The sequence below is a fragment of the Streptomyces sp. NPDC033270 genome, from assembly GCF_055576575.1.
This window is the reverse complement of sequence record NZ_JBVIRA010000008.1, coordinates 99,065-121,554: the sequence shown is the minus strand read 5'-3', so window position 1 is coordinate 121,554 and position 22,490 is coordinate 99,065. Positions and strand designations below refer to the sequence as shown.

18 protein-coding genes are annotated in these 22,490 nt (G+C 72.3%); 10 read left to right on the top strand and 8 right to left on the bottom strand.

Annotated elements, in window-relative coordinates:
• Nucleotides 1–80: 80 nt before the first annotated feature.
• Nucleotides 81–1,073: a 5-dehydro-2-deoxygluconokinase gene (gene iolC / locus ACZ5XZ_RS14465; RefSeq protein ID WP_468977678.1), complete on the bottom strand. Its 993-nt coding sequence runs from the start codon at nucleotides 1,071–1,073 to the stop codon at nucleotides 81–83.
• Between the two features lie 414 nt (nucleotides 1,074–1,487).
• Here iolC and ACZ5XZ_RS14460 point away from each other — a divergent pair, with 414 nt between their 5' ends.
• The 5 genes from ACZ5XZ_RS14460 (at nucleotide 1,488) to ACZ5XZ_RS14440 (ending at nucleotide 6,987) form a co-directional block, all read left to right on the top strand.
• On the top strand, nucleotides 1,488–2,408 hold the full coding sequence (locus tag ACZ5XZ_RS14460) for a sugar phosphate isomerase/epimerase family protein (protein WP_468977675.1): 921 nt from the start codon (nucleotides 1,488–1,490) through the stop codon (nucleotides 2,406–2,408).
• Nucleotides 2,409–2,643: 235 nt separating this feature from the next.
• Nucleotides 2,644–3,663, top strand: a complete 1,020-nt coding sequence (locus ACZ5XZ_RS14455; RefSeq protein WP_468977673.1) for a Gfo/Idh/MocA family protein — start codon at nucleotides 2,644–2,646, stop codon at nucleotides 3,661–3,663.
• 339 nt (nucleotides 3,664–4,002) lie between these two features.
• Complete coding sequence (locus ACZ5XZ_RS14450) at nucleotides 4,003–5,502, top strand: sugar porter family MFS transporter (RefSeq protein ID WP_468977672.1); 1,500 nt, start codon at nucleotides 4,003–4,005, stop codon at nucleotides 5,500–5,502.
• 210 nt (nucleotides 5,503–5,712) lie between these two features.
• Entirely contained in the window at nucleotides 5,713–5,907 is a 195-nt protein-coding gene (locus tag ACZ5XZ_RS14445; RefSeq protein ID WP_468977671.1) for a helix-turn-helix transcriptional regulator, read from the top strand.
• Between the two features lie 96 nt (nucleotides 5,908–6,003).
• Nucleotides 6,004–6,987, top strand: a complete 984-nt coding sequence (locus tag ACZ5XZ_RS14440) for a 2-dehydropantoate 2-reductase (RefSeq protein WP_468977668.1) — start codon at nucleotides 6,004–6,006, stop codon at nucleotides 6,985–6,987.
• Between the two features lie 22 nt (nucleotides 6,988–7,009).
• Here the strand turns inward: ACZ5XZ_RS14440 and ACZ5XZ_RS14435 are convergent, their stop codons facing one another.
• A complete protein-coding gene (locus ACZ5XZ_RS14435) occupies nucleotides 7,010–8,056 on the bottom strand; it encodes a LacI family DNA-binding transcriptional regulator (protein WP_468977666.1) in 1,047 nt (348 codons plus the stop codon).
• A 182-nt stretch (nucleotides 8,057–8,238) separates the two neighbouring features.
• Here ACZ5XZ_RS14435 and ACZ5XZ_RS14430 point away from each other — a divergent pair, with 182 nt between their 5' ends.
• Nucleotides 8,239–9,270, top strand: coding sequence for a Gfo/Idh/MocA family protein (locus tag ACZ5XZ_RS14430; RefSeq protein WP_468977665.1), 1,032 nt, complete (start codon nucleotides 8,239–8,241; stop codon nucleotides 9,268–9,270).
• Between the two features lie 199 nt (nucleotides 9,271–9,469).
• Here the strand turns inward: ACZ5XZ_RS14430 and ACZ5XZ_RS14425 are convergent, their stop codons facing one another.
• Nucleotides 9,470–10,096 carry a DedA family protein gene (locus ACZ5XZ_RS14425; RefSeq protein ID WP_468977662.1) on the bottom strand — a complete coding sequence of 209 codons (627 nt, stop codon included), beginning with the start codon at nucleotides 10,094–10,096 and terminating at the stop codon, nucleotides 9,470–9,472.
• Nucleotides 10,097–10,371: 275 nt separating this feature from the next.
• Here ACZ5XZ_RS14425 and ACZ5XZ_RS14420 point away from each other — a divergent pair, with 275 nt between their 5' ends.
• Nucleotides 10,372–10,659: a heavy-metal-associated domain-containing protein gene (locus ACZ5XZ_RS14420; RefSeq protein ID WP_468977660.1), complete on the top strand. Its 288-nt coding sequence runs from the start codon at nucleotides 10,372–10,374 to the stop codon at nucleotides 10,657–10,659.
• A gap of 521 nt (nucleotides 10,660–11,180) precedes the next feature.
• Here ACZ5XZ_RS14420 and ACZ5XZ_RS14415 read toward each other — a convergent pair.
• From ACZ5XZ_RS14415 to ACZ5XZ_RS14395, 5 genes are all read right to left on the bottom strand, one after another.
• Nucleotides 11,181–12,470, bottom strand: coding sequence for a citrate synthase (locus ACZ5XZ_RS14415; RefSeq protein WP_468977659.1), 1,290 nt, complete (start codon nucleotides 12,468–12,470; stop codon nucleotides 11,181–11,183).
• A 176-nt stretch (nucleotides 12,471–12,646) separates the two neighbouring features.
• Entirely contained in the window at nucleotides 12,647–14,854 is a 2,208-nt protein-coding gene (gene recD2, locus ACZ5XZ_RS14410) for an SF1B family DNA helicase RecD2 (RefSeq protein WP_468977656.1), read from the bottom strand.
• 252 nt (nucleotides 14,855–15,106) lie between these two features.
• Nucleotides 15,107–16,027 (bottom strand): sugar phosphate isomerase/epimerase family protein, encoded by a 921-nt coding sequence (locus tag ACZ5XZ_RS14405; RefSeq protein WP_468977655.1) that lies wholly within the window; start codon nucleotides 16,025–16,027, stop codon nucleotides 15,107–15,109.
• Nucleotides 16,024–17,226: a dihydrodipicolinate synthase family protein gene (locus ACZ5XZ_RS14400; RefSeq protein WP_468977653.1), complete on the bottom strand. Its 1,203-nt coding sequence runs from the start codon at nucleotides 17,224–17,226 to the stop codon at nucleotides 16,024–16,026. The genes ACZ5XZ_RS14405 and ACZ5XZ_RS14400 overlap by 4 nt, the downstream gene beginning before the upstream one ends.
• Nucleotides 17,223–18,374: a Gfo/Idh/MocA family protein gene (locus tag ACZ5XZ_RS14395; RefSeq protein WP_468977651.1), complete on the bottom strand. Its 1,152-nt coding sequence runs from the start codon at nucleotides 18,372–18,374 to the stop codon at nucleotides 17,223–17,225. The genes ACZ5XZ_RS14400 and ACZ5XZ_RS14395 overlap by 4 nt, the downstream gene beginning before the upstream one ends.
• A 161-nt stretch (nucleotides 18,375–18,535) precedes the next feature.
• Between ACZ5XZ_RS14395 and ACZ5XZ_RS14390 the strand changes: the two genes are divergently transcribed.
• The 3 genes from ACZ5XZ_RS14390 to ACZ5XZ_RS14380 all read left to right on the top strand — a co-directional run bounded on the left by ACZ5XZ_RS14390 (nucleotide 18,536) and on the right by ACZ5XZ_RS14380 (nucleotide 22,474).
• Nucleotides 18,536–19,609 (top strand): bifunctional helix-turn-helix transcriptional regulator/GNAT family N-acetyltransferase, encoded by a 1,074-nt coding sequence (locus ACZ5XZ_RS14390; RefSeq protein ID WP_468977649.1) that lies wholly within the window; start codon nucleotides 18,536–18,538, stop codon nucleotides 19,607–19,609.
• 5 nt (nucleotides 19,610–19,614) lie between these two features.
• On the top strand, nucleotides 19,615–20,466 hold the full coding sequence (locus ACZ5XZ_RS14385; RefSeq protein ID WP_468977864.1) for a sugar phosphate isomerase/epimerase family protein: 852 nt from the start codon (nucleotides 19,615–19,617) through the stop codon (nucleotides 20,464–20,466).
• A gap of 178 nt (nucleotides 20,467–20,644) precedes the next feature.
• Entirely contained in the window at nucleotides 20,645–22,474 is a 1,830-nt protein-coding gene (locus ACZ5XZ_RS14380) for a glycoside hydrolase family 3 protein (RefSeq protein ID WP_468977647.1), read from the top strand.
• Nucleotides 22,475–22,490: the final 16 nt, after the last annotated feature.

The following is a 22,490-nucleotide window of genomic DNA, read 5'->3' as shown; positions in this document are numbered from 1 at the left end:
GCACAGGTGGGGCGGGAGTGGCGCGGGGCCGCGCCGTCGACGGCTGCCGACGGCAGCCCGGCAAGGCCGCGGCCCTGGGGCTACCGCCCCGCGAGGAACGCCTCGACCTCGTCGGCCGTGGGCATGGCGGAGGAACAGGCCAGACGGGAGGCGACGATGGCGCCGGCGGCGTTGGCGTACCGCATCATCGGCTCCAGCTCCCAGCCGGAGAGCAGCCCATGACACAGCGACCCGCCGAACGAGTCGCCGGCACCGAGCCCGTTCACGACCTCGACGGGGGTGGGCGGGACCTCGGCGGTGCGGCCGTCGCGGTGGACGGCGAGCACGCCCTTGGGCCCCTGCTTGATGACGGCGAGCTCGACGCCCCTCTCGAGCAGCGCCTGGGCGCACTCCTTCGGCTCGCGCACTCCGGTGGCGACCTCGGCCTCGTCGACGTTGCCGACCGCCACGGTGGCGTGCCGCAGGGCCGCTTCGTAATACGGGCGGGCGGTGGCCATCGCCGCGGCGCCGCTCGCCCCGCCGTCCCCGGAGGCGCCGCCCTGGCCGCCCCAGAACATCGGCCGCCAGTCCAGGTCGAAGACGGTCGTGCCGGTCTTGGCCCGGGCCTGAAGCGCGGCGAGGGTGGCGCCGCGGCTGGGCTCCTCGCACAGCCCCGTACCGGTGATCCAGAAGATCCGGGCCGCCGCGATGGCGTCCAGATCCAGTTCCTCGGGGTGAATGACCAGGTCGGGGGCCTTGGGGCGACGGTAGAAGTAGAGCGGGAAATCGTCCGGCGGGAAGATCTCGCAGAAGGTGACCGGCGTCGGATACTCCTCGACGGGGGTCACCCACCGGTCGTCCACCCCGAACCCGCGCAGCGCCTGATGGACGTAGTCCCCGAACGGGTCGCGCCCGGTGCGGCTGATGACCGCGGTACGGCGCCCGAGCCGGGCGGCGGCCACCGCGACGTTGGTGGCCGAACCACCGAGGAACTTCCCGAACGTCTCCACCTGCGCCAGCGGCACACCGGTTTGCAGCGGATAGATGTCGACTCCGATGCGACCCATGGTGATCAGGTCGTACGGCTCGGTCATATGCGCCCCTTCGGGTCGGCCGGCGCGGCGGGTGCGGCGGGTTCGGCGGGTTCGCCGGGCTTCGGGTTCGGCGGGTTCGACTCTGAGGAAAGGTCTAACGGTGAGCATCAGACCCTGTCAACAGTTTGTCCTTACATTCTGACGTCAAGAATCCCAGAAGCCACCCGCTAGGCGCGCCGGAGACGCCCCCGAGGCGCTCTCGAGGCACGCCCGGGGCGCCCCCGTGGCGCCCGCGAGACACCCATCCCGCCCGCCACACTCCCCCCACACCCCCGCACGCCCGCCACAACAAAGTCCTTAAGTCCTTATGTCAGGACGAAGTCTTGACACTCCCCGGGGCGCCAGAGAGGCTGTGCCCCACAACCCACCCAGCGCCTCCCGGTCACCGTCGACCGGCGAGAGGAGAGCCGCAGCATGACCGTTCCCCATGCCGCCCCCCGCGTTCTGGACCGCATCCGCATCGGTTCCGCCCCCGACTCATGGGGAGTGTGGTTCCCCGACGACGACCAGCAGGTCCCCTGGCGGCGCTTCCTGGACGAGGTCGCCGAGGCCGGCTACGAGTGGATCGAGCTCGGCCCGTACGGCTACCTCCCCACCGACCCCGCCGTCCTGCACGACGAGATCGCCCGCCGCAGCCTGAAGGTCTCGGCCGGCACGATCTTCACCTCGATGCACCACGGCCCGTCCGTCTGGGACAAGACCTGGGCGCACGTCTCCGAGGTCGCCACCCTCACCCAGGCCATGGGCGCCAAGCACCTGGTCGTCATCCCCTCCTTCTGGCGGGACGACAAGACCGCCGAGGAGCTCGAACCGCGCGAGCTGACCGTCGAGCAGTGGAAGCACCTGACGACCGGCATGGAGCGGCTGGGCAAGCGCGTACAGGACGAGTTCGGGCTGGACATCGTCGTACACCCACACGCCGACACCCACATCGACACCGAGGAGCACGTCGAGCGGCTCCTGCACGTGACCGACTCCGAGCTGGTCAACCTCTGCCTGGACACCGGCCACTACGCCTACTGCGGCGGGGACAGCGTCAAGCTGATCCGCACCTACGGCGAGCGGATCGGCTACCTCCACCTCAAGCAGGTCGACCCGGACATCCTCAGCGACGTCGTCGCCAAGGGCACGCCGTTCGGCCCGGCCGTCCAGCAAGGCGTGATGTGCGAACCGCCGCTCGGCGTGCCCGCCCTGCCGCCCGTCCTGGAGGCCGCGCAGGAGCTGGACGTCGACCTCTTCGCCATCGTCGAGCAGGACATGTACCCCTGCCCGCCCGACCAGCCGTTCCCCATCGCCGAGCGCACGCGCCGCTTCCTGCGCTCCTGCGGCGCCTGAGCGGGTCGGCGCCCGAGTTCCCCCGTAGTCGCCTGTGCCCGCCTGTACTCGCCTGCACTCGCCTGCTGCACTCGCTTGCTGCGCCCGCCTGGTGCACTCGCTTGCTGCGCTCGCCTGCCGTGCTCGCCTCGCGACGCCTCCTCACATCTCCGGCAACGATTACGGAGAGTAATCAGTTCCCAGAGTACATCACACTCTGTAGCACTCTGAAAGCACGTAAGGACTTGAGGACGACATGACTTCGTACGGAACGCTCGGTGTGGCGGTCATCGGTACGGGCCGGATGGGAGCCGACCACGTACGCCGGATCAACGAGGTGATCAGCGGCGCCCGGGTGGCGGCGGTGGTCGATATCGACCCGGCCCGGGTCAAGCACCTCGCCGACGGCATCGAAGGATGCACCCCCTACACCGACCCCGCCGCCGCCATGGACGATCCCTCGGTGGACGCCGTACTGATCGCCTCCCCGGGCCCCGCGCACGAGGCGGCGCTCCTGGAAGCCTTCGCGCGCGATCTGCCCGTCCTGTGCGAGAAGCCGCTGACGCCGGACGCCGCCTCCGCGCTGCGCGTCCTGGAAGCCGAGCAGGCGCTGGGCCACCGCCGCGTACAGGTCGGCTTCATGCGCCGCTACGACGCCGACTACCGCGCCCTCAAGTCCCTGCTGGACCAGGGGACTTACGGGCGCCCGCTGATGCTGCACAACAAGCACCGCAACGCCGACACCCCGCCCGGCTTCACCAACGCGATGATGATCAACGACTCGGTGGTGCACGAGATCGATGTGACCCGCTGGCTGCTGGAGGAGGAGATCACGGCGGTACGGGTGCTGCGTCCGGCGCCCACCGGGAACGCGCCGGAGGGGCTGAGCGACCCGCAGCTGGTCCTCTTCGAGACCGCGGGCGGCCAGGTCGTGGACACCGAGATCTTCGTCAACTGCGGCTTCGGCTACCAGGTCGGCTGCGAGGCGGTCTGCGAGAACGGAACCGCCCGGATCGGCGACGACCACGGGGTGTTCACCAACGCCGCCGGCCACTGGGGCGGCGCCATCACCCCCGGCTTCGTGGAACGCTTCGAGCAGGCCTACGACCGGCAGGTGCAGCGCTGGGTGAACGCCACCCGGCGTGGCGAGGTCGAGGGCCCCAGCTGCTGGGACGGCTATGCGGCGGCCGCGGTGTGCGAGGCGGGCGTGCTCGCCCAGGCCGGCGGCGAGCGGGTGGCGGTCGAGCTGATCGAGCGGCCGGCGCTGTACCGGTAGGGGCCGGTGGCGGCGCACGGCATGCCCGTCGTGGCGCACATCGTGGTGCCCATCGCGGTGTGCCGTGCCGTCCCGTGCTGCCGAGGCGTGTTGCGCCGCCCGTTCCTCGTCACGTATCTGCTCGCCTCGTCACGTATCTGCTCGCTTCTGATCCGTTGAAAGGCCCCCGCACATGCATTCCGCGCCGGACGCCGTTCCGTTTCGCCGTAGCCGCACCGTGCACCTCGGCCGTGGCGCCGACCCGCGACGACGCTCCATACCGGTCCCCGGCGCCCGCCCGGTGCCCGAACCGCCCTCCCCGAGCGGCGGGTTGACCGCCCGGACGGGCCGGAGCTGACGATGGCCGCTCCGACCAGCCAGGCGGCCTCCGCCGACCCGCATGTCGGCCCGCGGTCCCGCCGCGCCAAACGCTTCATCGTCGCCATCGCCGCCATCGCCGCGCTCGGCGGCGCCCTCTTCGGCTACGACACCGGAGTGATCTCCGGTGCCCTCCCCTTCATGGAGGTCCACTTCGGCCTCACGTCCCTGGGTGAGGGCGTCATCACCAGCGCGCTGCTGATCGGCGCGGCCTTCGGCTCGCTGATCGGCGGCCGGATGTCCGACGCGCTGGGCCGGCGCGACTCCCTGCTGTGGGCGGGCGCCGTGTTCATCGGTGGCGCGCTGGCGGTGGCGCTCTCCCCCACGGTCGCCGTCATGACGGCGGCGCGTTTCGTCCTCGGCCTCGCCGTCGGCAGCGCCTCCGTCATCACCCCGCTCTACCTCTCCGAGATCGCGCCCCCGCACATTCGCGGCCGGCTGGTCTCCTTCAACTCGCTGATGATCGTCAGCGGTCAGCTGCTCGCCTACCTGATCAACGCCGTGCTGGCGCGGTGGGAGGCCTGGCGCTGGATGCTGGGTCTTGCCGCGTTGCCCGCGGTGGCGCTGTTCGTCGGTCTGTTCTTCCTGCCCGACACCCCGCGCTGGTACATCAGCAAGGGGCGGCAGGACGACGCGGCCGGGGTGCTGCGCCGTACGCTGCCCGCCGACGACGTCCCCGCCGAGCTGGCCCGTATCGACCGGGCCCGCAGCCTGGAGGCGGGTGCTGGGCGCGGCGCCTGGCAGCAGCTGCGTACGCCCTGGGTGCGGCGGCTGCTGCTGGTGGGCATAGGGCTGGCGGCGGTCCAGCAGATCACCGGCGTCAACGCCGTGGTGTACTTCGCGCCCAAGATCCTGGCGTCTACGGGGCTGGGCACCGGCGCCGCGATCACCGCCACCATCGCCGTCGGGGTGATCTCCGTCGTTGCCACCGCGATCGGGATGTCGCTGATCGACCGGGTCGGGCGGCGACCGATGCTGATCACGGGCCTGGCCGGGATGACCGTCTCGCTCGCCCTGCTCGGGGCGTCCTTCCACCTCCCGCACTCCACCGCCGTCAGCGCCCTCGTCCTGTGCCTGATGGTGCTCTACATGGCCTTCATGCAGGCCACGTTGAACACCGGTGTGTGGCTGCTGCTCGCCGAGATGTTCCCGCTCAGGGTCCGCGGACTGGCCATGGGCGCGGCGGTGTTCGTGATGTGGGTGGTCAACTTCGCGGTCGCGCTGGTCTTTCCGGTGCTGCTCGATCTGGCCGGCGCCGGACTCACCTTCTGGTTCTTCGGCGCGATGTGCGTGGTGTCCCTGGTCTTCTGCAAGCGGTACGCGCCGGAGACGAAGGGGCTGGCGTTGGAGGATCTGGAGCATGAGCTGCGGCGGGCGGCGGGGGCTGGAGAGGTCAGGGAGGCCGAGGAGGTCAAGGAGCCTGAAGAGGCCGAAGGGGACGTGGGGGCTGAGGAGGCGGTCCCGGGGGCCTCTGCCCGCTGACGACGGGGTCCGTGCCTCGTCACAGCCGTCCGCGCGCCGTCACGGCTGTCACCGTTGCGCGGGCCTTCCGTCACAGTCGATCAACAGCCCCTCCCCGGCGGTCACTCGGTGTCGTTGTCCGGGCACAGGGTGAGTGATCACCAGGCCGTACGCGGCCCCCGACGGCTCCCCCGGGCCGCCCCTGCGTACGGCGCTCAGGAGGTGACGGACATGACCGACCGCAGGCTCTGGTCGTACAAGGAGATCGCCGCGCACATCCAGGTGCAGCCGGACACCGTGCGCTCCTACCGCAAGCACGGGCTGCTGCCGGAACCGGATCTGGTCGAGGGCGGGAGACCGTACTGGTTCGCCGACACGGTCAGAGCATGGGTGGCCCAGCGGCCCGGCCAGCGCGGCCGGCGCTGACGCCGCCTGACAGGCCCCCGGGCCCCGGTGCCCTGCCCGGTGCCGGGGCCCGGATCGCGCGTGTCCCGGCGCGTGCCGTGGCTCTACGATCGTGGTATGCCCCTCAATGCCCGGCCCGCGGCGCCCGCCCGGATCGCGGTGATCGGCGCCGGCGCGATCGGCGGCTACACCGCCGCCCTCGCCGGGTGGGCCGGCCTCGATGTGACCTTGTGCGTACGCAGCCCGTTGCAGAGTCTGACCGTCGAGAGCGGCGGCGAGGTGCGGGCCGCGGCGGTGCGGATCGTCACCGACCCGGCGCAGGTGAGGCCGGTCGACTGGGTGCTGCTGACCACCAAAGCGCAGGACACGGCGGGCGCCGGGGGCTGGCTGCGGCGGCTGTGCGGCCCCGGGACCGCCGTCGCGGTGCTGCAGAACGGCATCGATCAGGAGGAACGCGTCGCTCCGCTCGTGCCCAGGGGCACCGGCATCCTGCCCACCGTCGTCTACATCTCGGCGGAGCGCACCGCGCCCGGCCGGGTCCTGCACCACGTCGCCAGCGAACTGCACGTCCCCGAGGGCCCGTTGGGCGACCGGTTCGCCGCCGCGCTCGCCGGCACCGGGCTGCGGGTGCACCCGGTGCGCGACTTCGCCACGGCCGCTTGGCGCAAGCTGTTCACCAACCTCGCGGCCAACCCGATCACCGCCCTGCTCCAGCAGCGGATCGGCATCTTCGCCGACCCCGAGATGGCCGCGCTCACCCGTGACCTGTTGTCCGAGGCGGCCGCCGTCGCCCGGGCGGAGGGCGCGGACATCGGTGACGAGGACATCACCAGGACCCTGGAGCTGTACGCCACGGCGCCTGCGGACGGCGGCTCCTCGATGCTCTACGACCGGCTCGCCGGCCGCCCGATGGAGCAGGAGTTCATCACGGGCGCGGTGGTCCGGGCGGGCGAACGGCACGGCATCGCGACGCCGTTGAACGGCATGCTGCTGACGCTGCTGCGGGCGGTGGACCGCGAGCTGCGGGGCGAGCGTCCGGCCCGGGACGGCGGCCCGCCGTCCGCCGCGCCCGCCGCGCCCGCTCCGCCGGACGGGCCCTAGGGGGTGTCCGATGGGTCAGGCCCTAGGTGCGGGGTGGCGCCGTGGAGCCTCTGATCTCCAGTGCCGGTGCGACGAGTTGGTGGGCGGCCGGGGTGTCGGGGCGGTCCATCCGGTCCAGCAGGCAGCGCGCCGCCCGGCGGCCGACCTCGTGGCTGGCGTTGTTGACCGAGTTCAGCCAGAGGTGTCGGATGCGGGCGAGGTAGGTGTTGTCGTAGCCGACCAGGGAGAGGTCGGCGGGCACGGACAGGCCCAGTTCCTGGGCGGCGGAGAGCGCGCCGACGCAGGATATGTCGTTGAACGCGAAGACGGCGGTGGGGCGTTCGGCCCCGCGCGAGGGTTTGAGCAAGCGCACCGCGGCCCGGTAGCCGCCCTCCTCGGTCCCGTCGCCGTGCTCCACGACGGCGCCCGCCGCCCGGCCGTGGGCGCGCAGGGCGACCTCGAAGCCGCGCCGGCGCAGCTCGCCGACCAGGCCCTGCCCGGCGATATGGGCGATCCGCCGGTGGCCGAGGGAGAGCAGGTGCTCGGTGGCGAGGCGGGCGCCGCGCTCGTCGTCGTTGGCGACGATGTCGACGCGCGGCAGCCGCGGTTCGTGGTTGCCCGCGACGACCGTGGGCAGTCGCTCGGCGACCTCGGCGAGCCCGTCGGTGTCCGGGAGGGTGCCGACGACGACGATGCCGTCGACCCTCAGCTCCTGGAAGGTGCGGGCGAAGTCCTGTCCGGCCCGTCGGTCGAGTCGGCCGTCGGCCATCAGCATCCGCAGGCCGTGGGCCTGCAGCAGTGAGTCGAGGCCGTCGAGGACCTCGACGAACCAGGGGTTGCGCATGTCGTTCAGCAGGACGCCGACGGTGTGGGTACGGCGCGCGACCAGGCTGCGGGCGGCGGCGTTCGGGCGGTAGCCGAGTTCGTCGATGGCGGCCATCACGGCCTGCCGCTTGGCGTCGCTGACCCGCGGGGAGCCCTGCAGCACCAGCGACACCAGCGACTTGGAGACGCCCGCGCGCTCCGCGACACCGCGGATCGTCGGGGGCCGTCCGCCTCGTCCGTCGGCGGGCCCGTTGGACCGTTCCATGAAGGGGAATCCTTCCATCGGGGCGGGGAGGCGTCAATGCGCACGCCCCTGCGCCCCCTTGAAGCTCGGCACAAGGGTTGACATGCGGACATCCGGACATGCAGGGTGCCCGGAACGGCGAGCATTGGACCGTTCCAATGCCCGTTCCCATGGTTTTCTCCCCCTCCCTGGAAGGACCGGGCATGAAGATCGGCCTCATCGGCACCGGGCGTATCGGCGCGTTCCACGCCGCGACCCTCCAGAACGTCCCGGGCGTCACCGACCTCATCGTCGCGGACGTCGACACCGCGCGGGCCGCCGCGCTGGCGGACACCCTCGGCGTACGCGCGGCCGCGAGCATCGCGCAGATGTACGTGGAAGGCCTGGACGGCGTGGTGATCACCGCCGCCACCAGCGCACACGCCGCACTGATCCACCAGGCCTTGGACGCCGGCGTACCGGTCTTCTGCGAGAAGCCGGTCGCGCTGGACGTCCCGGGCACCGTCGGTGTGGTGGAGCGGGCGCAGGCCGGCACCGTGCCCGTGCAGATCGGCTTCCAGCGCCGCTTCGACGCGGGCTACCGGTCCGCACGCGCGGCGCTGCGGTCCGGCGAGCTGGGCTGGCTGCACACGCTGCGCGCCTGCACCAGCGACCGGACCCCGCCGCCGGCCGGGTACATCCCCACCTCCGGAGGGCTGTTCCGGGACTGCTCGATCCATGACTTCGACATCCTGCGCTGGCTGACCGGCCGCGAGGTGGTCTCGGTCTACGCCCAGGGCGCCAACCGCGGCGCGTCCTTCTTCGCCGACGGCGACGATGTCGACACCTGCGCGGCGCTGCTGCGGTTCGACGACGACACCCTGGCGACCGTCACCGCGACCCGCTACAACGGCGCGGGCCATGACGTCCGGCTGGAGGTCTGCGGCTCCGAGGGCGCCCGCTTCGTCGGCCTCGACGACCGTGCGCCGCTGCCGTCCGCGGAGCCGAAGCTGTCCTGGCAGCGGGCGGCCGCCCCCTACGCCACCTTCATGGAGCGCTTCCACGACGCCTACGTCACCGAGCTGGGCGTGTTCGCCGAGGTCGCCGCGGGCCGGGCGCCGAACCCCTGCCCGCCCGCGGAGGCCCTGGAGGCGCTGTATGTCGCCGAGGCCTGCGAGCGTTCGCGGCGGTCCGGCGAGCCGGTCGCCGTCGCGGACGTCCGCGGCACGGCCGGCCCGGTGGCTTTGGACGCGTGAGCGACCTCGGGGTCGTCTCGCTCGCCCCGGCGATGGGCCGGTCGGGTGACGAGCCGATGGCAGGAGAGCGCCACGCAACTCCCGCACCCATTTCATTACTCTCCGTAATTGCTCCATGTCTGAACTGTACGACCGGCCACCGACAATCGCTCCGCCGCGCAGCCGCGGGCACCGTGCCGTTGCGCTCAGGCCGCGGCGCTCAGGCCGCCGCGGTCGACGAGGTCCGGTCGTCGCGCCCCTCGCCGTCCCGTTCGCCGCCCCCCTCGGGCCGCTGTCGCAGCGCCCGGCGGCGGGCCGCCCACTGGATCGCGGTGCCCACCGCGGCGACCGCGCAGGAGACGCCCAGGCCGATCGCGGCGGCGTAGAGGCGGTTGTGGGCGACCGCGCTGCCGACGTAGCCGAGGCCGACGGAGTACGTCGCCCAGGTCGCCTCGGCGATGCCGGCGCCGAGCGCGTACTTGCGCAGCGGATAGCGCAGCACCCCGGAGGCCAGCGCCCCGGCGATCCGGCCGCTGGGCAGGAACCGCACGGCGATCACGAACGGCACGCCGTAGCGCTGGATCTGCTGGGAGGTCCACTCCAGCAGCGCCCGGCGGCGGGGTTTGCGGCGCATCCAGGTGCGTACGGGTTCGCCGAACCGCCGTGCGGCGAGGTACATCAGCAGGTCTCCCAGTGCGGCGCTGCCCGCCACGACCAGCAGCACCTGGGGCAGGAAGAGCTCGCCGCGGGAGGCCAGCACGCCGGCGGAGACGAGCAGGGCGGAGTTGGGTACCAGCGGCGGCAGCGTGGTGAGCACCAGCAGGCCGTAGAGGGCGAGTACGTCCATCCGGCCGCCTCCTCGGATCCGCCCCGAGTCCGTAACCCAAGGCTGACGCGGGGTGGGGCACTCGGCAACGCGGTGGGCGTGGCGAGACACTGGATCGATACCCCCTAGGGGTATACAGTACTCAGGGTCGGGAACACCGGCGTCCGCCGGGGCCCGTGCGCCACCATGTGACACTCCGGCGGTCGGCGGCACAGGCAGACCTCGGCACCACGACCCGGCACCGCAAACCGACACCAGACACCCGCACCAGACACCGGCACACAAGGAGAACCCCCATGAACGAGAACAGCTCCTGCTGCACCCCGGAAGGTTCCCGCCACTCCGGCGGCACCGACGTCCAGGTCGGCGAGGTGACCACCACCTACAAGGTCACCGGCATGACCTGCGGCCACTGCGAGGGTGCGGTGTCGTCCGAGATCGGCGAGATCGCCGGCGTCAGCTCGGTGCAGGCGGTCGCGTCCACCGGTCTGGTGACCGTGACCTCCAAGGCCCCCCTGGACGAGGAGGCCGTGCGCGCGGCCGTCGACGAGGCCGGCTATCAGCTCGTGGGGCCGGGCGTCTGACGCCTGATCGCCGCTGACGGTTCGAGTACCGTCAGCGGCGGCTCCCACCCCGGTCCGCGATCAAGAACATTCACACAGCCTTTACAACTGGCACAACGCCCCCACCTCGGGGCACAACACCCATACCCCCGGGACCCGATCTCCAGATCGCGGTCCTTGACCGCATTCGCCCCCTTATGGCAAGAGACCCAGATCACACTCATCGGAACGTAACCATTGAGGGGGGTCGCGAGTCTAACCGTGCAGTGCAGGCACCCCGGCGGGGCTTGCACTGCGACAGCCGTGCCGATCTTGGGGGATCGCGCCCGGCTACGCGTGGCCGGGGCGACGTGCCCGGGGAGCTTTGAGCGGCCCTCCCGATGTGCGCGTCCCGGCAGAGCGCGGTGCAACCCGGAGCGCCCGGACGGATCCCGTGGGGGGAATCCAACCGGGATACGGGAAGCGCCCCGCACTCTGGACCCGTGGGGGGATCCGGAGGCGGGGCGCTTTCTTCTATCCGGGGCAGCGGCGGCCGGCGGCCGTCAGCGCTGCTCGACCGGCACGAAGTCGCGCTCGACGGCGCCGGTGTAGATCTGCCGCGGGCGGCCGATGCGGGAGCCGGGCTCCTTGATCATCTCGTGCCACTGGGCGATCCAGCCGGGCAGCCGGCCGAGCGCGAAGAGCACGGTGAACATCTCGGTCGGGAAGCCCATGGCCCGGTAGATCAGGCCGGTGTAGAAGTCGACGTTCGGGTAGAGCTTGCGCGAGACGAAGTAGTCGTCGGAGAGCGCGTGCTCTTCCAGCTTCAGGGCGATGTCCAGCAGCTCGTCGGACTTGCCGAGCGCGGAGAGGACATCGTGCGCCGCCGCCTTGATGATCTTCGCCCGGGGGTCGAAGTTCTTGTAGACGCGGTGCCCGAAGCCCATGAGCTTCACGCCGTCTTCCTTGTTCTTCACCTTGCGGATGAAGGAGTCGACGTCGCCGCCCTCGCGCTGGATGCCCTCCAGCATCTCCAGCACGGACTGGTTGGCGCCGCCGTGCAGGGGGCCCCACAGGGCGCTGATACCGGCCGAGATCGAGGCGAAGAGGTTCGCCTGCGAGGAACCGACCAGGCGGACCGTGGAGGTCGAGCAGTTCTGCTCGTGGTCGGCGTGCAGGATCAGCAGCTTGTCCAGGGCGCTGACGACGACTGGGTCGAGCTCGTAGTCGGCGGCCGGCACCGAGAAGGTCATCCGCAGGAAGTTCTCGACGTACCCGAGGTCGTTGCTCGGGTAGACGACCGGGTGGCCGACCGACTTCTTGTAGGCGTACGCCGCGATCGTCGGGAGCTTGGCCAGCAGCCGGATCGTGGAGATGTGGCGCTGCTGCTCGTCGAACGGGTTGTGGCTGTCCTGGTAGAAGGTCGACAGCGCGCTGACGACCGACGACAGCATCGCCATCGGGTGGGCGTCGCGGGGGAAGCCGTCGTAGAAGCGCTTGACGTCCTCGTGGAGCAGGGTGTGGTACGTGATGTCCTGCTTGAAGGCGGACAGCTGATCGACGGTGGGCAGCTCGCCGTTGATCAGGAGGTACGCGGTCTCGACGAACGTGCTGCGCTCTGCGAGCTGCTCGATCGGATACCCGCGGTAACGAAGAATTCCCTGCTCACCATCGAGATAGGTGATCGCGGATTTATATGCCGCGGTGTTGCCGTAACCGGAGTCCAGGGTCACCAGACCGGTCTGGGCGCGCAGCTTCGAGATATCGAAGCCCTTGTCGCCGACGGTGCTGCCGACGACCGGGTAGCTGTATTCGCCGTCCCCGTAACGCAGTACTACAGAGTTGTCGCTCACGTCATCCCTCACCGACGTTGTGCCTCTTCTTCGAGGTGCCCTGACTGCCTATACCTTCCCCCATTTGGACCTTGGATGTGCACTCGGGGTCGGCCATAGGGCCTCATTACGGCACTCAGTGCCGCGTGAGTGTCCATCCTGCTCCCTTTCGCCCCGATTGGGAAAGAGGAGTGACATCACATCGCCCCGGCGAGGCGGTGAGCCAGAGCCGTACACCGCCGACCGGCGGATACCGTGCGTACGGCCTGCCCGAGGGCCTTCCGGGAGCCGACCAGCACCACCAAGCGCTTCGCCCGGGTCACGGCGGTATACAACAAATTGCGCTGCAGCATCATCCAGGCACTTGTGGTGACCGGAATCACCACCGCTGGATACTCACTACCCTGCGAGCGATGGATCGTCACGGCATAGGCGTGCGCGAGTTCGTCGAGTTCGTCGAAGTCGTAAGGGACCTCCTCGTCCTCGTCGGTGAGCACCGTCAGCCGCTGCTCGTCGGAGTCCAGGGCCGTGACCACGCCCACCGTGCCGTTGAAGACGCCGTTGCGGCCCTTTTCGTAGTTGTTCCTGATCTGGGTGACCTTGTCCCCGACGCGGAAGACCCGGCCGCCGAAGCGGCGCTCGGGCAGATCGGGGCGGGCGGGGGTGACGGCCTGCTGGAGGAGGCCGTTCAGGGCGCCCGCACCGGCCGGGCCGCGGTGCATCGGGGTCAGCACCTGGACGTCCCGGCGCGGGTCCAGACCGAACTTCGCCGGGATCCGGCGGGCGGCGACATCGACGGCCAGCCGTCCGGCCTCTTCATTGTCCTCCTCCACGAACAGGAAGAAGTCGGCCAGCCCGGTCGTGAGCGGGGGGACGCCGGAGTTGATCCGGTGGGCGTTGGTGACCACGCCGGACTCCTGGGCCTGCCTGAAGATCCGGGTCAACCGGACGGCGGGCACCGGGCCGGGCTCGGCCAGCAGATCCCGCAGCACCTCGCCGGCGCCCACCGACGGCAGTTGGTCGACGTCGCCCACCAGGAGCAGATGGGCGCCCGGCGGGACCGCCTTGACGAGCTTGTTGGCCAGCAGCAGATCCAGCATCGACGCCTCGTCGACGACCACCAGATCGGCCTCCAGCGGCCGGTCGGCGTCGTAGGCGGCGTCCCCGCCGGGCTTGAGCTCCAGGAGGCGGTGGACCGTGGAGGCCTCCGCCCCGGTCAGCTCCGCGAGCCGCTTGGCGGCCCGGCCCGTGGGCGCCGCCAGCACCACCCTGGCCTTCTTGGCGCGGGCCAGCTCGACCACGGACCGGACCGTGAAGGACTTGCCGCAGCCCGGACCGCCCGTGAGCACCGCGACCTTCCGCGTCAGCGCCAGGCGCACCGCCTGCTGCTGCTCGGGGGCCAGCTCGGCGCCCGTATGCCGCGCCAGCCACGCCAGCGCCTTGTCCCAGTCGACGTCCCCGAACGCCGGCATCTTGTCCTCGTCCGTCCGCAGCAGCCGTGTCAGCCGGCCGGCCAGCGAGATCTCGGCGCGGTGGAAGGGCACCAGATAGACGGCGGTGACCGCCGCGCCGTCCTCGCCGGGCACCTTCTCGCGGACCACGCCCTCCGGGTCCGCGGCCAGCTCGCCCAGGCAGTCGATGACCAGGCCCGTGTCCACCTGGAGCAACTTCACCGCGTCCGCGATCAGTTGCTCCTCGGGCAGGAAGCAGTGGCCCTGGTCGGTGGACTGCGACAGGGCGTACTGCAGGCCCGCCTTGACGCGGTCGGGGCTGTCGTGGGGGATGCCGACGGACTGGGCGATGCGGTCGGCGGTCAGGAAGCCGATGCCCCAGACGTCCGCGGCGAGGCGGTAGGGCTGGTTGCGGACGACGGAGATCGAGGCGTCGCCGTACTTCTTGTAGATCCGCACCGCGATGGAGGTGGACACCCCCACGCCCTGGAGGAAGACCATGACCTCCTTGATGGCCTTCTGTTCCTCCCAGGCGTCGGCGATCTTCTTGGTGCGCTTGGGGCCGAGGCCCGGCACCTCGATGAGCCGCTTCGGCGCGTGTTCGATGATGTCGAGGGTGTCCACGCCGAAGTGCTGGGTGATGCGGTCGGCGAAGACCGGGCCGATGCCCTTGACCAGGCCGGAGCCGAGGTAGCGACGGATGCCCTGGATCGTGGCGGGCAGGACGGTGGTGTAGTTCTCCACGGTGAACTGCTTGCCGTACTGCGGGTGCGAGCCCCAGCGGCCCTCCATCCGCAGCGACTCCCCCACCTGCGCCCCGAGCAGCGCGCCGACGACGGTCAGCAGATCGCCCGCGCCGCGGCCGGTGTCGACGCGCGCGACGGTGTAGCCGCTCTCCTCGTTGGCGTAGGTGATCCGCTCCAGGACCCCTTCGACCACGGCTGCGTTGACCATGACCCGACCGTACCGCCGGGGTCTGACACCGCGCGTGGCGCCACCTCGCCCCGAACGCGGTCGAAGAAGCCGGGCTCCATCGAGGGGCCCGTCCGATGGCCGGGCCCCTCGATTCCCCCTCCGCGCCGGTCCCTGAATCCCCCCGGATCCCTCCCCTGGTCGGGGCCAGCGTCAGCTATGACCGACAGGGGCCGCCAACGGTTGCGCGCATCCGCAGAGTTATTTCACCGTCACCAGTTGTATGCCGGACGTTCACCTGACGACGTGCGTCCGGAAGCGGTCGACCACCTCGGCCAGCACCTCGGCGCCGTCCCGGGCCCACAGCGCCGGGTTGAAGATCTCCACCTCGATCGGCCCCCGGTAGCCCGCCGCCTCGACCCGCTCCCGAAACCACCGCAGGTCCACCGCCCCGTCGCCGAGTTGCCCGCGTCCCAGCAGGGCGCCCTCGGGCAGCGGGGTGACCCAGTCGGCGAGCTGGAAGGCCGCGATCCGTGTGCCCGCGGTGCCACAGGTCCCCGTCCCGCAGGCCTCCTCGGCGCCCGTCCGCGTGCCGTCGGTGTCCGTGCCGCCGCCCGCGCGGTCGATCTGCGCGCCGACCGTGTCGTCCCACCACAGGTGGTAGGTGTCCACGACGACCCCCACCTGGTCGGCGGGGAACCGCTCGGCGAGGTCGAGCGCCTGCGCGAGCGTGGAGACCACGCAGCGGTCCGCCGCGTACATGGGGTGCAGCGGTTCGATCGCCAGCCGTACGCCGCGCTCCGCGGCGTACGGCGCCAGTTCGGCCAGCGCGTCGGCGACGCGTTCCCGGGCGCCGGGCAGATCCCGGCTGCCGGCCGGGAGCCCGCCGGACACCAGGACGAGCGTGCCGGTCCCCAAGGCGGCCGCCTCGTCGAGGGCCGCCCGGTTGTCGTCCAGCGCCGCGGCCCGCTCACCGGGGTCCTCCGCGGTGAAGAACCCGCCCCGGCACAGGCTGGTGACCCGCAGCCCGGCGTCCCGTACGAGCCGGGCGGCCGCGGCCACCCCGTACTCCCGCACCGGGGCGCGCCACAGGCCCACGCCCGGTACTCCCGCGCGTGCGCAGCCGTTGGCCAGGTCGGGCAGCGACCACTGCCGGACGGTCTCCTGATTGAGGCTCAGGCGGTCGAGGGGGGCGGGGGCGGCGGCGGGGGTCATAGGGGCCTGACGGTGCGTGCGGCCGGGTCGTCGGCGCCGTGGAGCGCGAGCAGAGCGCGCATCCGGGCGGCGGCCAGCTCCGGGTCCGGGAACAGGCCCAGCGCGTCGGACAGTTCGTGGGCGCGGCGCAGATGCGGCAGTGAGCGGGCCGACTGCAGGCCGCCGACCATGGTGAAGTGCGACTGGTGGCCCGCCAGCCAGGCCAGCAGCACGACCCCGGTCTTGTAGTAGCGGGTGGGCGCCTGGAAGAGGTGGCGGGCCAGGGTGACGGTCGGGTCCAGGGCGGCGCGGAACGCGGCGGTGGCTTCGGGGCCTTGGGCGTCGAGGCGGCGTACGGCGTCGGCGGCCAGGGGGGCGAGCGGGTCGAAGACGCCCAGCAGGGCGTGGCTGAAGCCGTGGTCGTCGCCGGCGATCAGCTCGGGGTAGTGGAAGTCGTCGCCCGTATAGCAGCGCACGGCCCCCGGGAGGCGGCGGCGCAGCCGTACCTCCCGGCCGGCGTCCAGGAGGGAGACCTTGATTCCGTCCACCTTGCCGGGGTGTGCGGTGACGAGGTCGAGGAGGGTCTGTGTGGCGGCGTCGAGATCCGTGCTGCCCCAGTAGCCGTGCAGCGCCGGGTCGAACATCGGGCCGAGCCAGTGCAGGATCACCGGCCGGGTGGTCTGGCGCAGCAGGCCGCCGTAGAGCTCCAGGTAGTCGTCGGGTCCGGTGGCGGCCGCGGCGAGCTGGCGGGAGGCCATGAGGACCGGCCGGGCGCCGGCGTCCTCGACGAGGGCGAGCTGCTCTTCGTAGGCGGCCCGGACGTCGGGCAGCGTGGCTCCTTGGGGCGGCAGTTGGTCGGTGCCGGCCCCGCAGGCGAGCAGGCCGCCGGCCGCCCGGGCCTCGGCGCCGGTGCGGCGGATGAGCTCGGCGGCGCCGGCCCAGTCCAGGCCCATGCCGCGCTGCGCGGTGTCCATCGCCTCGGCCACGCCCAGGCCGTGCGACCACAGGTGGTGGCGGAAGGCGAGGGTGGCGTCCCAGTCGAGGGCGGCCGGGCCGCCTGGGTGGGTGTCGGCGAGCGGATCGGCGACCACGTGGGCGGCGGCGTAGACGGTGCGGGAGCGCAGCGGGGGTGGCGCGGGCGGCGCCCCGCCGGGGGGCGCGGACGGGGTCGCGCCGGCCGTGGGCGCGGGGCGGGGCCGGTCGGCGGCCGGCGCGTTCACAGGCTCAGCTCCGGTACGTCCAGGCGGCGCCCCTCCGCCGAGGAGCGGCGCCCCAGTTCGGCGAGTTGGACGCCGCGGGCGCCCGCGGCCAGGTCCCAGCGCCAGGGCTCGTCGCGGACGACGTGCCGCAGGAACAGCTCCCACTGCGCCTTGAAGCCGTTGTCGAAGGCGGCGTTGTCGGGGACCTCCTGCCACTGGTCGCGGAACGACTCGGACGCCGCGACATCGGGATTCCACAGGGGTTTGGGGGTGGTGGAGCGGTGCTGGACGCGGCAGCGGCGCAGTCCGGCGACGGCCGATCCCTCGGTGCCGTCCACCTGGAACTCCACCAGCTCGTCGCGGTGCACCCGTACCGCCCAGGAGGAGTTGATCTGCGCGACGACGCCGCCGGCCAGCTCGAAGATGCCGTATGCGGCGTCGTCGGCGGTGGCGTCGTAGGGGGCGCCCGACTCGTCCCAGCGGCGCGGGATGTGCGTGGTGATCCGCGCCTGGACGGTGCGCACCGGGCCGAACAGCTCGTGCAGGACGTACTCCCAGTGCGGGAACATGTCGGCCGCGATGCCGCCGCCGTCCTCGGCGCGGTAGTTCCAGGAGGGGCGCTGCGCCTGCTGCCAGTCGCCTTCGAAGACCCAGTAGCCGAACTCGCCCCGCACGGACAGCACGCGGCCGAAGAAGCCGCCCTCGACGAGGCGGCGGAGCTTGCGCAGGCCGGGCAGGAAGAGCTTGTCCTGGACGACGCCGTTCTTGACGCCGGCGTCCCGGGCCAGCCGGGCGAGTTCCCGTGCGCCCGCGAGGTCGCGGGCGGTGGGCTTCTCGACGTACAGGTGCTTTCCGGCGGCGATCGCCTTCTTGGCGGCTTCGGGGCGGGCGGCGGTGGCCTGGGCGTCGAAGTAGACGGCGATGGCGTCGTCGGCCAGTACGGCGTCGAGGTCGCAGCTCCACTCCGTCAGGCCGTGGCGTTCGGCCAGTGCCCGCAGTTTGTCCGGGGAGCGGCCGACGAGCACCGGCTCCGGCCAGATCACCGTGCCGTCGGCCAGTTCGAGGCCGCCCTGTTCGCGCAGGGCGAGGAGGGAGCGGACCAGATGCTGGCGGTACCCCATGCGTCCGGTCACGCCGTTCATGGCGATGCGTACGGTCGTGCGTGTCACGGCCCGGCCTCTCTCAGGATGCGAATCGTGTGAGCGGGGGTGTGCGTGCGCTGTCAGGTCGTACGTACCGGTCTGCGCCGGCGGCCAAACGGAGAAAGGGGGGTGCGCGGACCGGCCCCACCCGCGTACCCTTGACTGAGTCAAGGGTGAGGTGGTCGACGATGACAACCGGTACGGCATCCGATACGGCGCCCGGCGCAGCGTCCCGCTCCGCGGCCGACATCCGCGAGCTGCGCAGATTCAACCGCTTCTACACGAACCTGATCGGCGCGCTCGACTACGGCCGGCATCTGTACACGCCCTTCACCCTCACCGAGGCCCGGGTGCTCTACGAGCTCGCCCACCACCAGCGGGTGGACGCCGCGGACCTGCGCTCCTCGCTGTCCCTGGACGCCGGCTATCTCAGCCGGCTGCTGGGGAAGTTCGAGCAGCGCGAGCTGATCAGCCGCGGCCGGTCCGAGCGGGATCCCCGCCGGCAGCGCATCACCCTGACCGAGGACGGCCGGGAGGCGGCCGGCCTGCTGGAGGAGCGCTCGCAGGACGCCGCGGGCTCGCTGCTGCGGGACCTTCCGGCGGCGGACCGGGCCCGCGTGGTCGCCTCGATGCGGACGATCCGCGCCCTCCTCGGCGAGGCCGCGGAGGCGGGGGACGGCACCGAGGACGAGCAGGGCGCGCCGTCGCCCCTGAACGCGCCGGAGGCGGTGCGTCCGGCCCCGGCACCGCAGGGCCGGACGGGTGGCCGGGCGCCCGCGCCCCAGGTCGCGCTGCGCACCTCCCGCCCCGGGGACCTGGGCTGGATGGTGGAGCGCAACGCCGCGCTCTACGCCGCCGAGTACGGCTTCGATCTGAGCTATGAGGCGCTGGTGGCCCGGATCGTCGCGGAGTACGCCGAGAACTTCGACCCGCTCTGGGACCGCACCTGGATAGCGGAGCTGGACGGCGAGCGCGGCGGCGCGGTGATGTGCGTACGGGACGGCAGGCCCAAGGTCGCCCGGCTGCGGCTGCTGCTCGTGGAGCCCGGCGCCCGGGGGCACGGCCTGGGGCGCCGACTCGTCGACTCCTGTGTGGACTTCGCCCGGGGCGCCGGTTACAAGGAGCTGGTCCTGTGGACCAACTCCGTGCTCGCCTCGGCCCGCAGGATCTATCAGCAGGCGGGGTTCGAGCTGGTCGCCGAGTCGCCGCACCACAGCTTCGGGCGCGACCTGGTCGGCCAGGACTGGAGGCTGAGGCTGTGACGGCGATGCGATGGGCGTTCTCCACTCTCGGGGTGCCCGGCATGCCCGTGGCCGACGTCCTGCGGCTGGCGACCCGCGCCGGGTATCAGGGGGTCGAGCTGCGCGCCCATGCGGAGGAGCCGGTGCACCCCCTGCTCGGGATGCGCGAACGGGCCGCGGTGCGCGGGCAGTTCGCCGACGCCGGTGTCGAGGTCCTGGCCGTCGCCGGATACGCGCAGGTCGCCGCCGCGCGGGACACGGCGGGCGAGGAGGAGCTGGCGCACGAGCTGAGCGAGCTGGTGTGGCTCGCCGCCGATCTGGGTGCGCGCTTCGTGCGGGTGTTCCCCGGGGGCGGCGGGCGGCCGGCGGCCGAGGCGGAGGCCGATGCCGCCCGGCGGCTCGCCGCGGTGGCTCCGCTCGCGGCCGAGCGGGGCGTCCGGGTCCTGCTGGAGACCCATGACTCGCACCGCACGGGCGCGGCCGCCGCCCGGATCCTGGGCCCCGTGGGCCATCGCCACATCGGCGCGCTGTGGGATGTGCTGCACAGCTGGCTCGGCGGCGAGGAGCCCGCCGACACCCACGCCGCGCTCGCCCCGCAGCTGGGCTATGTCCAGGTCAAGGACGTCGTCTCGGCGAAGGACACCACTCCCGTCCCGCTCGGGGCCGGCTCCGTGCCGCTGGACGCCGTCCTGGCGGCGCTCGTCCGGGGCACCCAGGGCCCCGCGCACGCGTTCGAGGGCGCCGGCGGCCAGGGCCCGGGCGGCTGGCTGTGCTGGGAGTACGAGAAGCGCTGGTATCCCCAGGCCCCGGACCTCCCCGACCTGCTGGCGCCGGGCCGCGCATACCTCCAGCGCCTCCTGGAGGCCGCCGCTCCCTGACCGGCCCGCCCCGGTCCGCCGCGCGCGTTCTGAAGCCCCCTCACACACCCGGGCCCGCCCCGCAAGAGCTGGGCGCCGCCTCGGATGGAGTCATTGACCGACAATAGTTTTCCGGCTATCCGTGTCTCCTTGGAAGTTTCCTTCAACCAGTCGAGGAAGCCCCCCGGAAGGAGCGCAGATGCACTCCAGACGTACCGTCCTGACCACCGCGGCCGCCGCGGCCGCCGCTGCCGCCGGCGCCGTGCCCGCCGGCGCCGCCCCACCCGCCGCCGGGCAGCAGCCCGTCCCCGATTCCGGCACCCGGGCACGGCTGCGCCGCCTGATCGCCCGTATGACGCCGGAGGAGAAGGCCGGCCAGCTCTTCGTGATGCGTGTCTACGGGCACTCCGCCACCGACCCCGACCCGGCGGACGTGGCCGCGAACCAGAAGGAGATCGGCGTCGCCAACGCCGCGGAGCTGATCGCCAAGTACCACGTCGGCGGCATCATCTACTTCGGCTGGGCGCACAACACCCGCGAGCCGCATCAGATCGCCGACCTGTCCAACGGCATCCAGAAGGCCGCCGCCGCCCAGCGGGTGCCCGTGCCGCTGCTGATCTCCACCGACCAGGAGCACGGCATAGTGGCCCGGGTCGGCGCCCCCGCGACGCTGCTGCCCGGGGCGATGGCGCTCGGTGCGGGCGGCAGCGCCGCGAGGGCGCGTACGGCGGGCCGGATCGCCGGCCGGGAGCTGTACGCCATGGGCATCCGGCAGGACTACGCGCCGGTCGCCGACGTCAACGTCAATCCCGCCAATCCGGTGATCGGCGTCCGCTCCTTCGGCGCCGACCCCCAGGCCGTGGCCCGTATGGTCGGCAGCCAGGTGAAGGGCTATCAGGACGGCGGGGTCGCGGCCTGCGCCAAGCACTTCCCCGGCCACGGCGACACCGACACCGACAGCCATGTCGGGCTGCCGTACATCCACCACAGTGCCGAGGAGTGGGAGCGGCTGGACGCGCCGCCGTTCAAGGCGGCGATCGAGGCCGGCATCGATTCGATCATGACGGCGCATATCGTCGTGCCCGCCTTCGACCCGAGCGAGGACCCGGCCACCCTCTCCCGCCCGATCCTCACCGGCATCCTGCGCGAGCGGCTCGGCTACGACGGTGTGGTGGTGACGGACTCACTCGGCATGGAGGGCGTACGGGTGAAGTACGGCGACGCCCGGGTGCCGGTCCTGGCGCTCAAGGCGGGCGTCGACCAGCTGCTGAACCCGCCGGATCTGTCCGTGGCGCACGCAGCGGTCGTCCAGGCCATGGCGGACGGCGAGCTGACGGAGCGCGACATCGACGCCAAGCTGATGCGCATCCTGCTGCTCAAGGAGCGGCGCGGGCTGTTCCGGGACCCGTACACCACGCACCGGGACGTGGACCGGGTGGTCGGCACCCGCGAGCATCTGGCCGCCGCGGACCGGATCGCGGGCCGTACGACCACGCTGCTGCGCAACGACGCCGGCATCCTGCCGCTGTCGCGGCGCCGGCAGCCCCGGGTACTGGTGGTGGGGGTGGACGCGGCCGCGCCGTCGGGCACCGGCGGCCCGCCGACCGCGGTGCTGGCCAAGGCCCTGACCGAACTGGGCTTCACGGCCCATGCGCTGGCCACGGGCCCGACGCCGGACCAGCGGCGGATCGACGAGGCGGTGGCGGCGCTCGGCGAGCGGGACGCGGTGGTGGTGGCGACGTACAACGTCTCCGCCGGGTCCTCCCAGCGCAAGCTGGTCGCCGCGCTGCTGGGCACCGGCAAGCCGGTGGTGCAGCTGGCGGTCCGCAACCCCTACGACATCGCCCAGCTCGACGGCGTCCGGGCGGCTCTGGCGAGCTACTCCTGGACGGATGTGGAGCTGCGGGCGGCGGCCCGGGTGATCGCCGGGCGGCGGGACCCGGCGGGCCGGCTGCCGGTGGCGATAATGCGCGCCGACGCCCCCGGCCAGGAGCTGTTCCCGATCGGCCACGGTCTGGCCTATCCCTGACCCGCCCCGGCGGCGG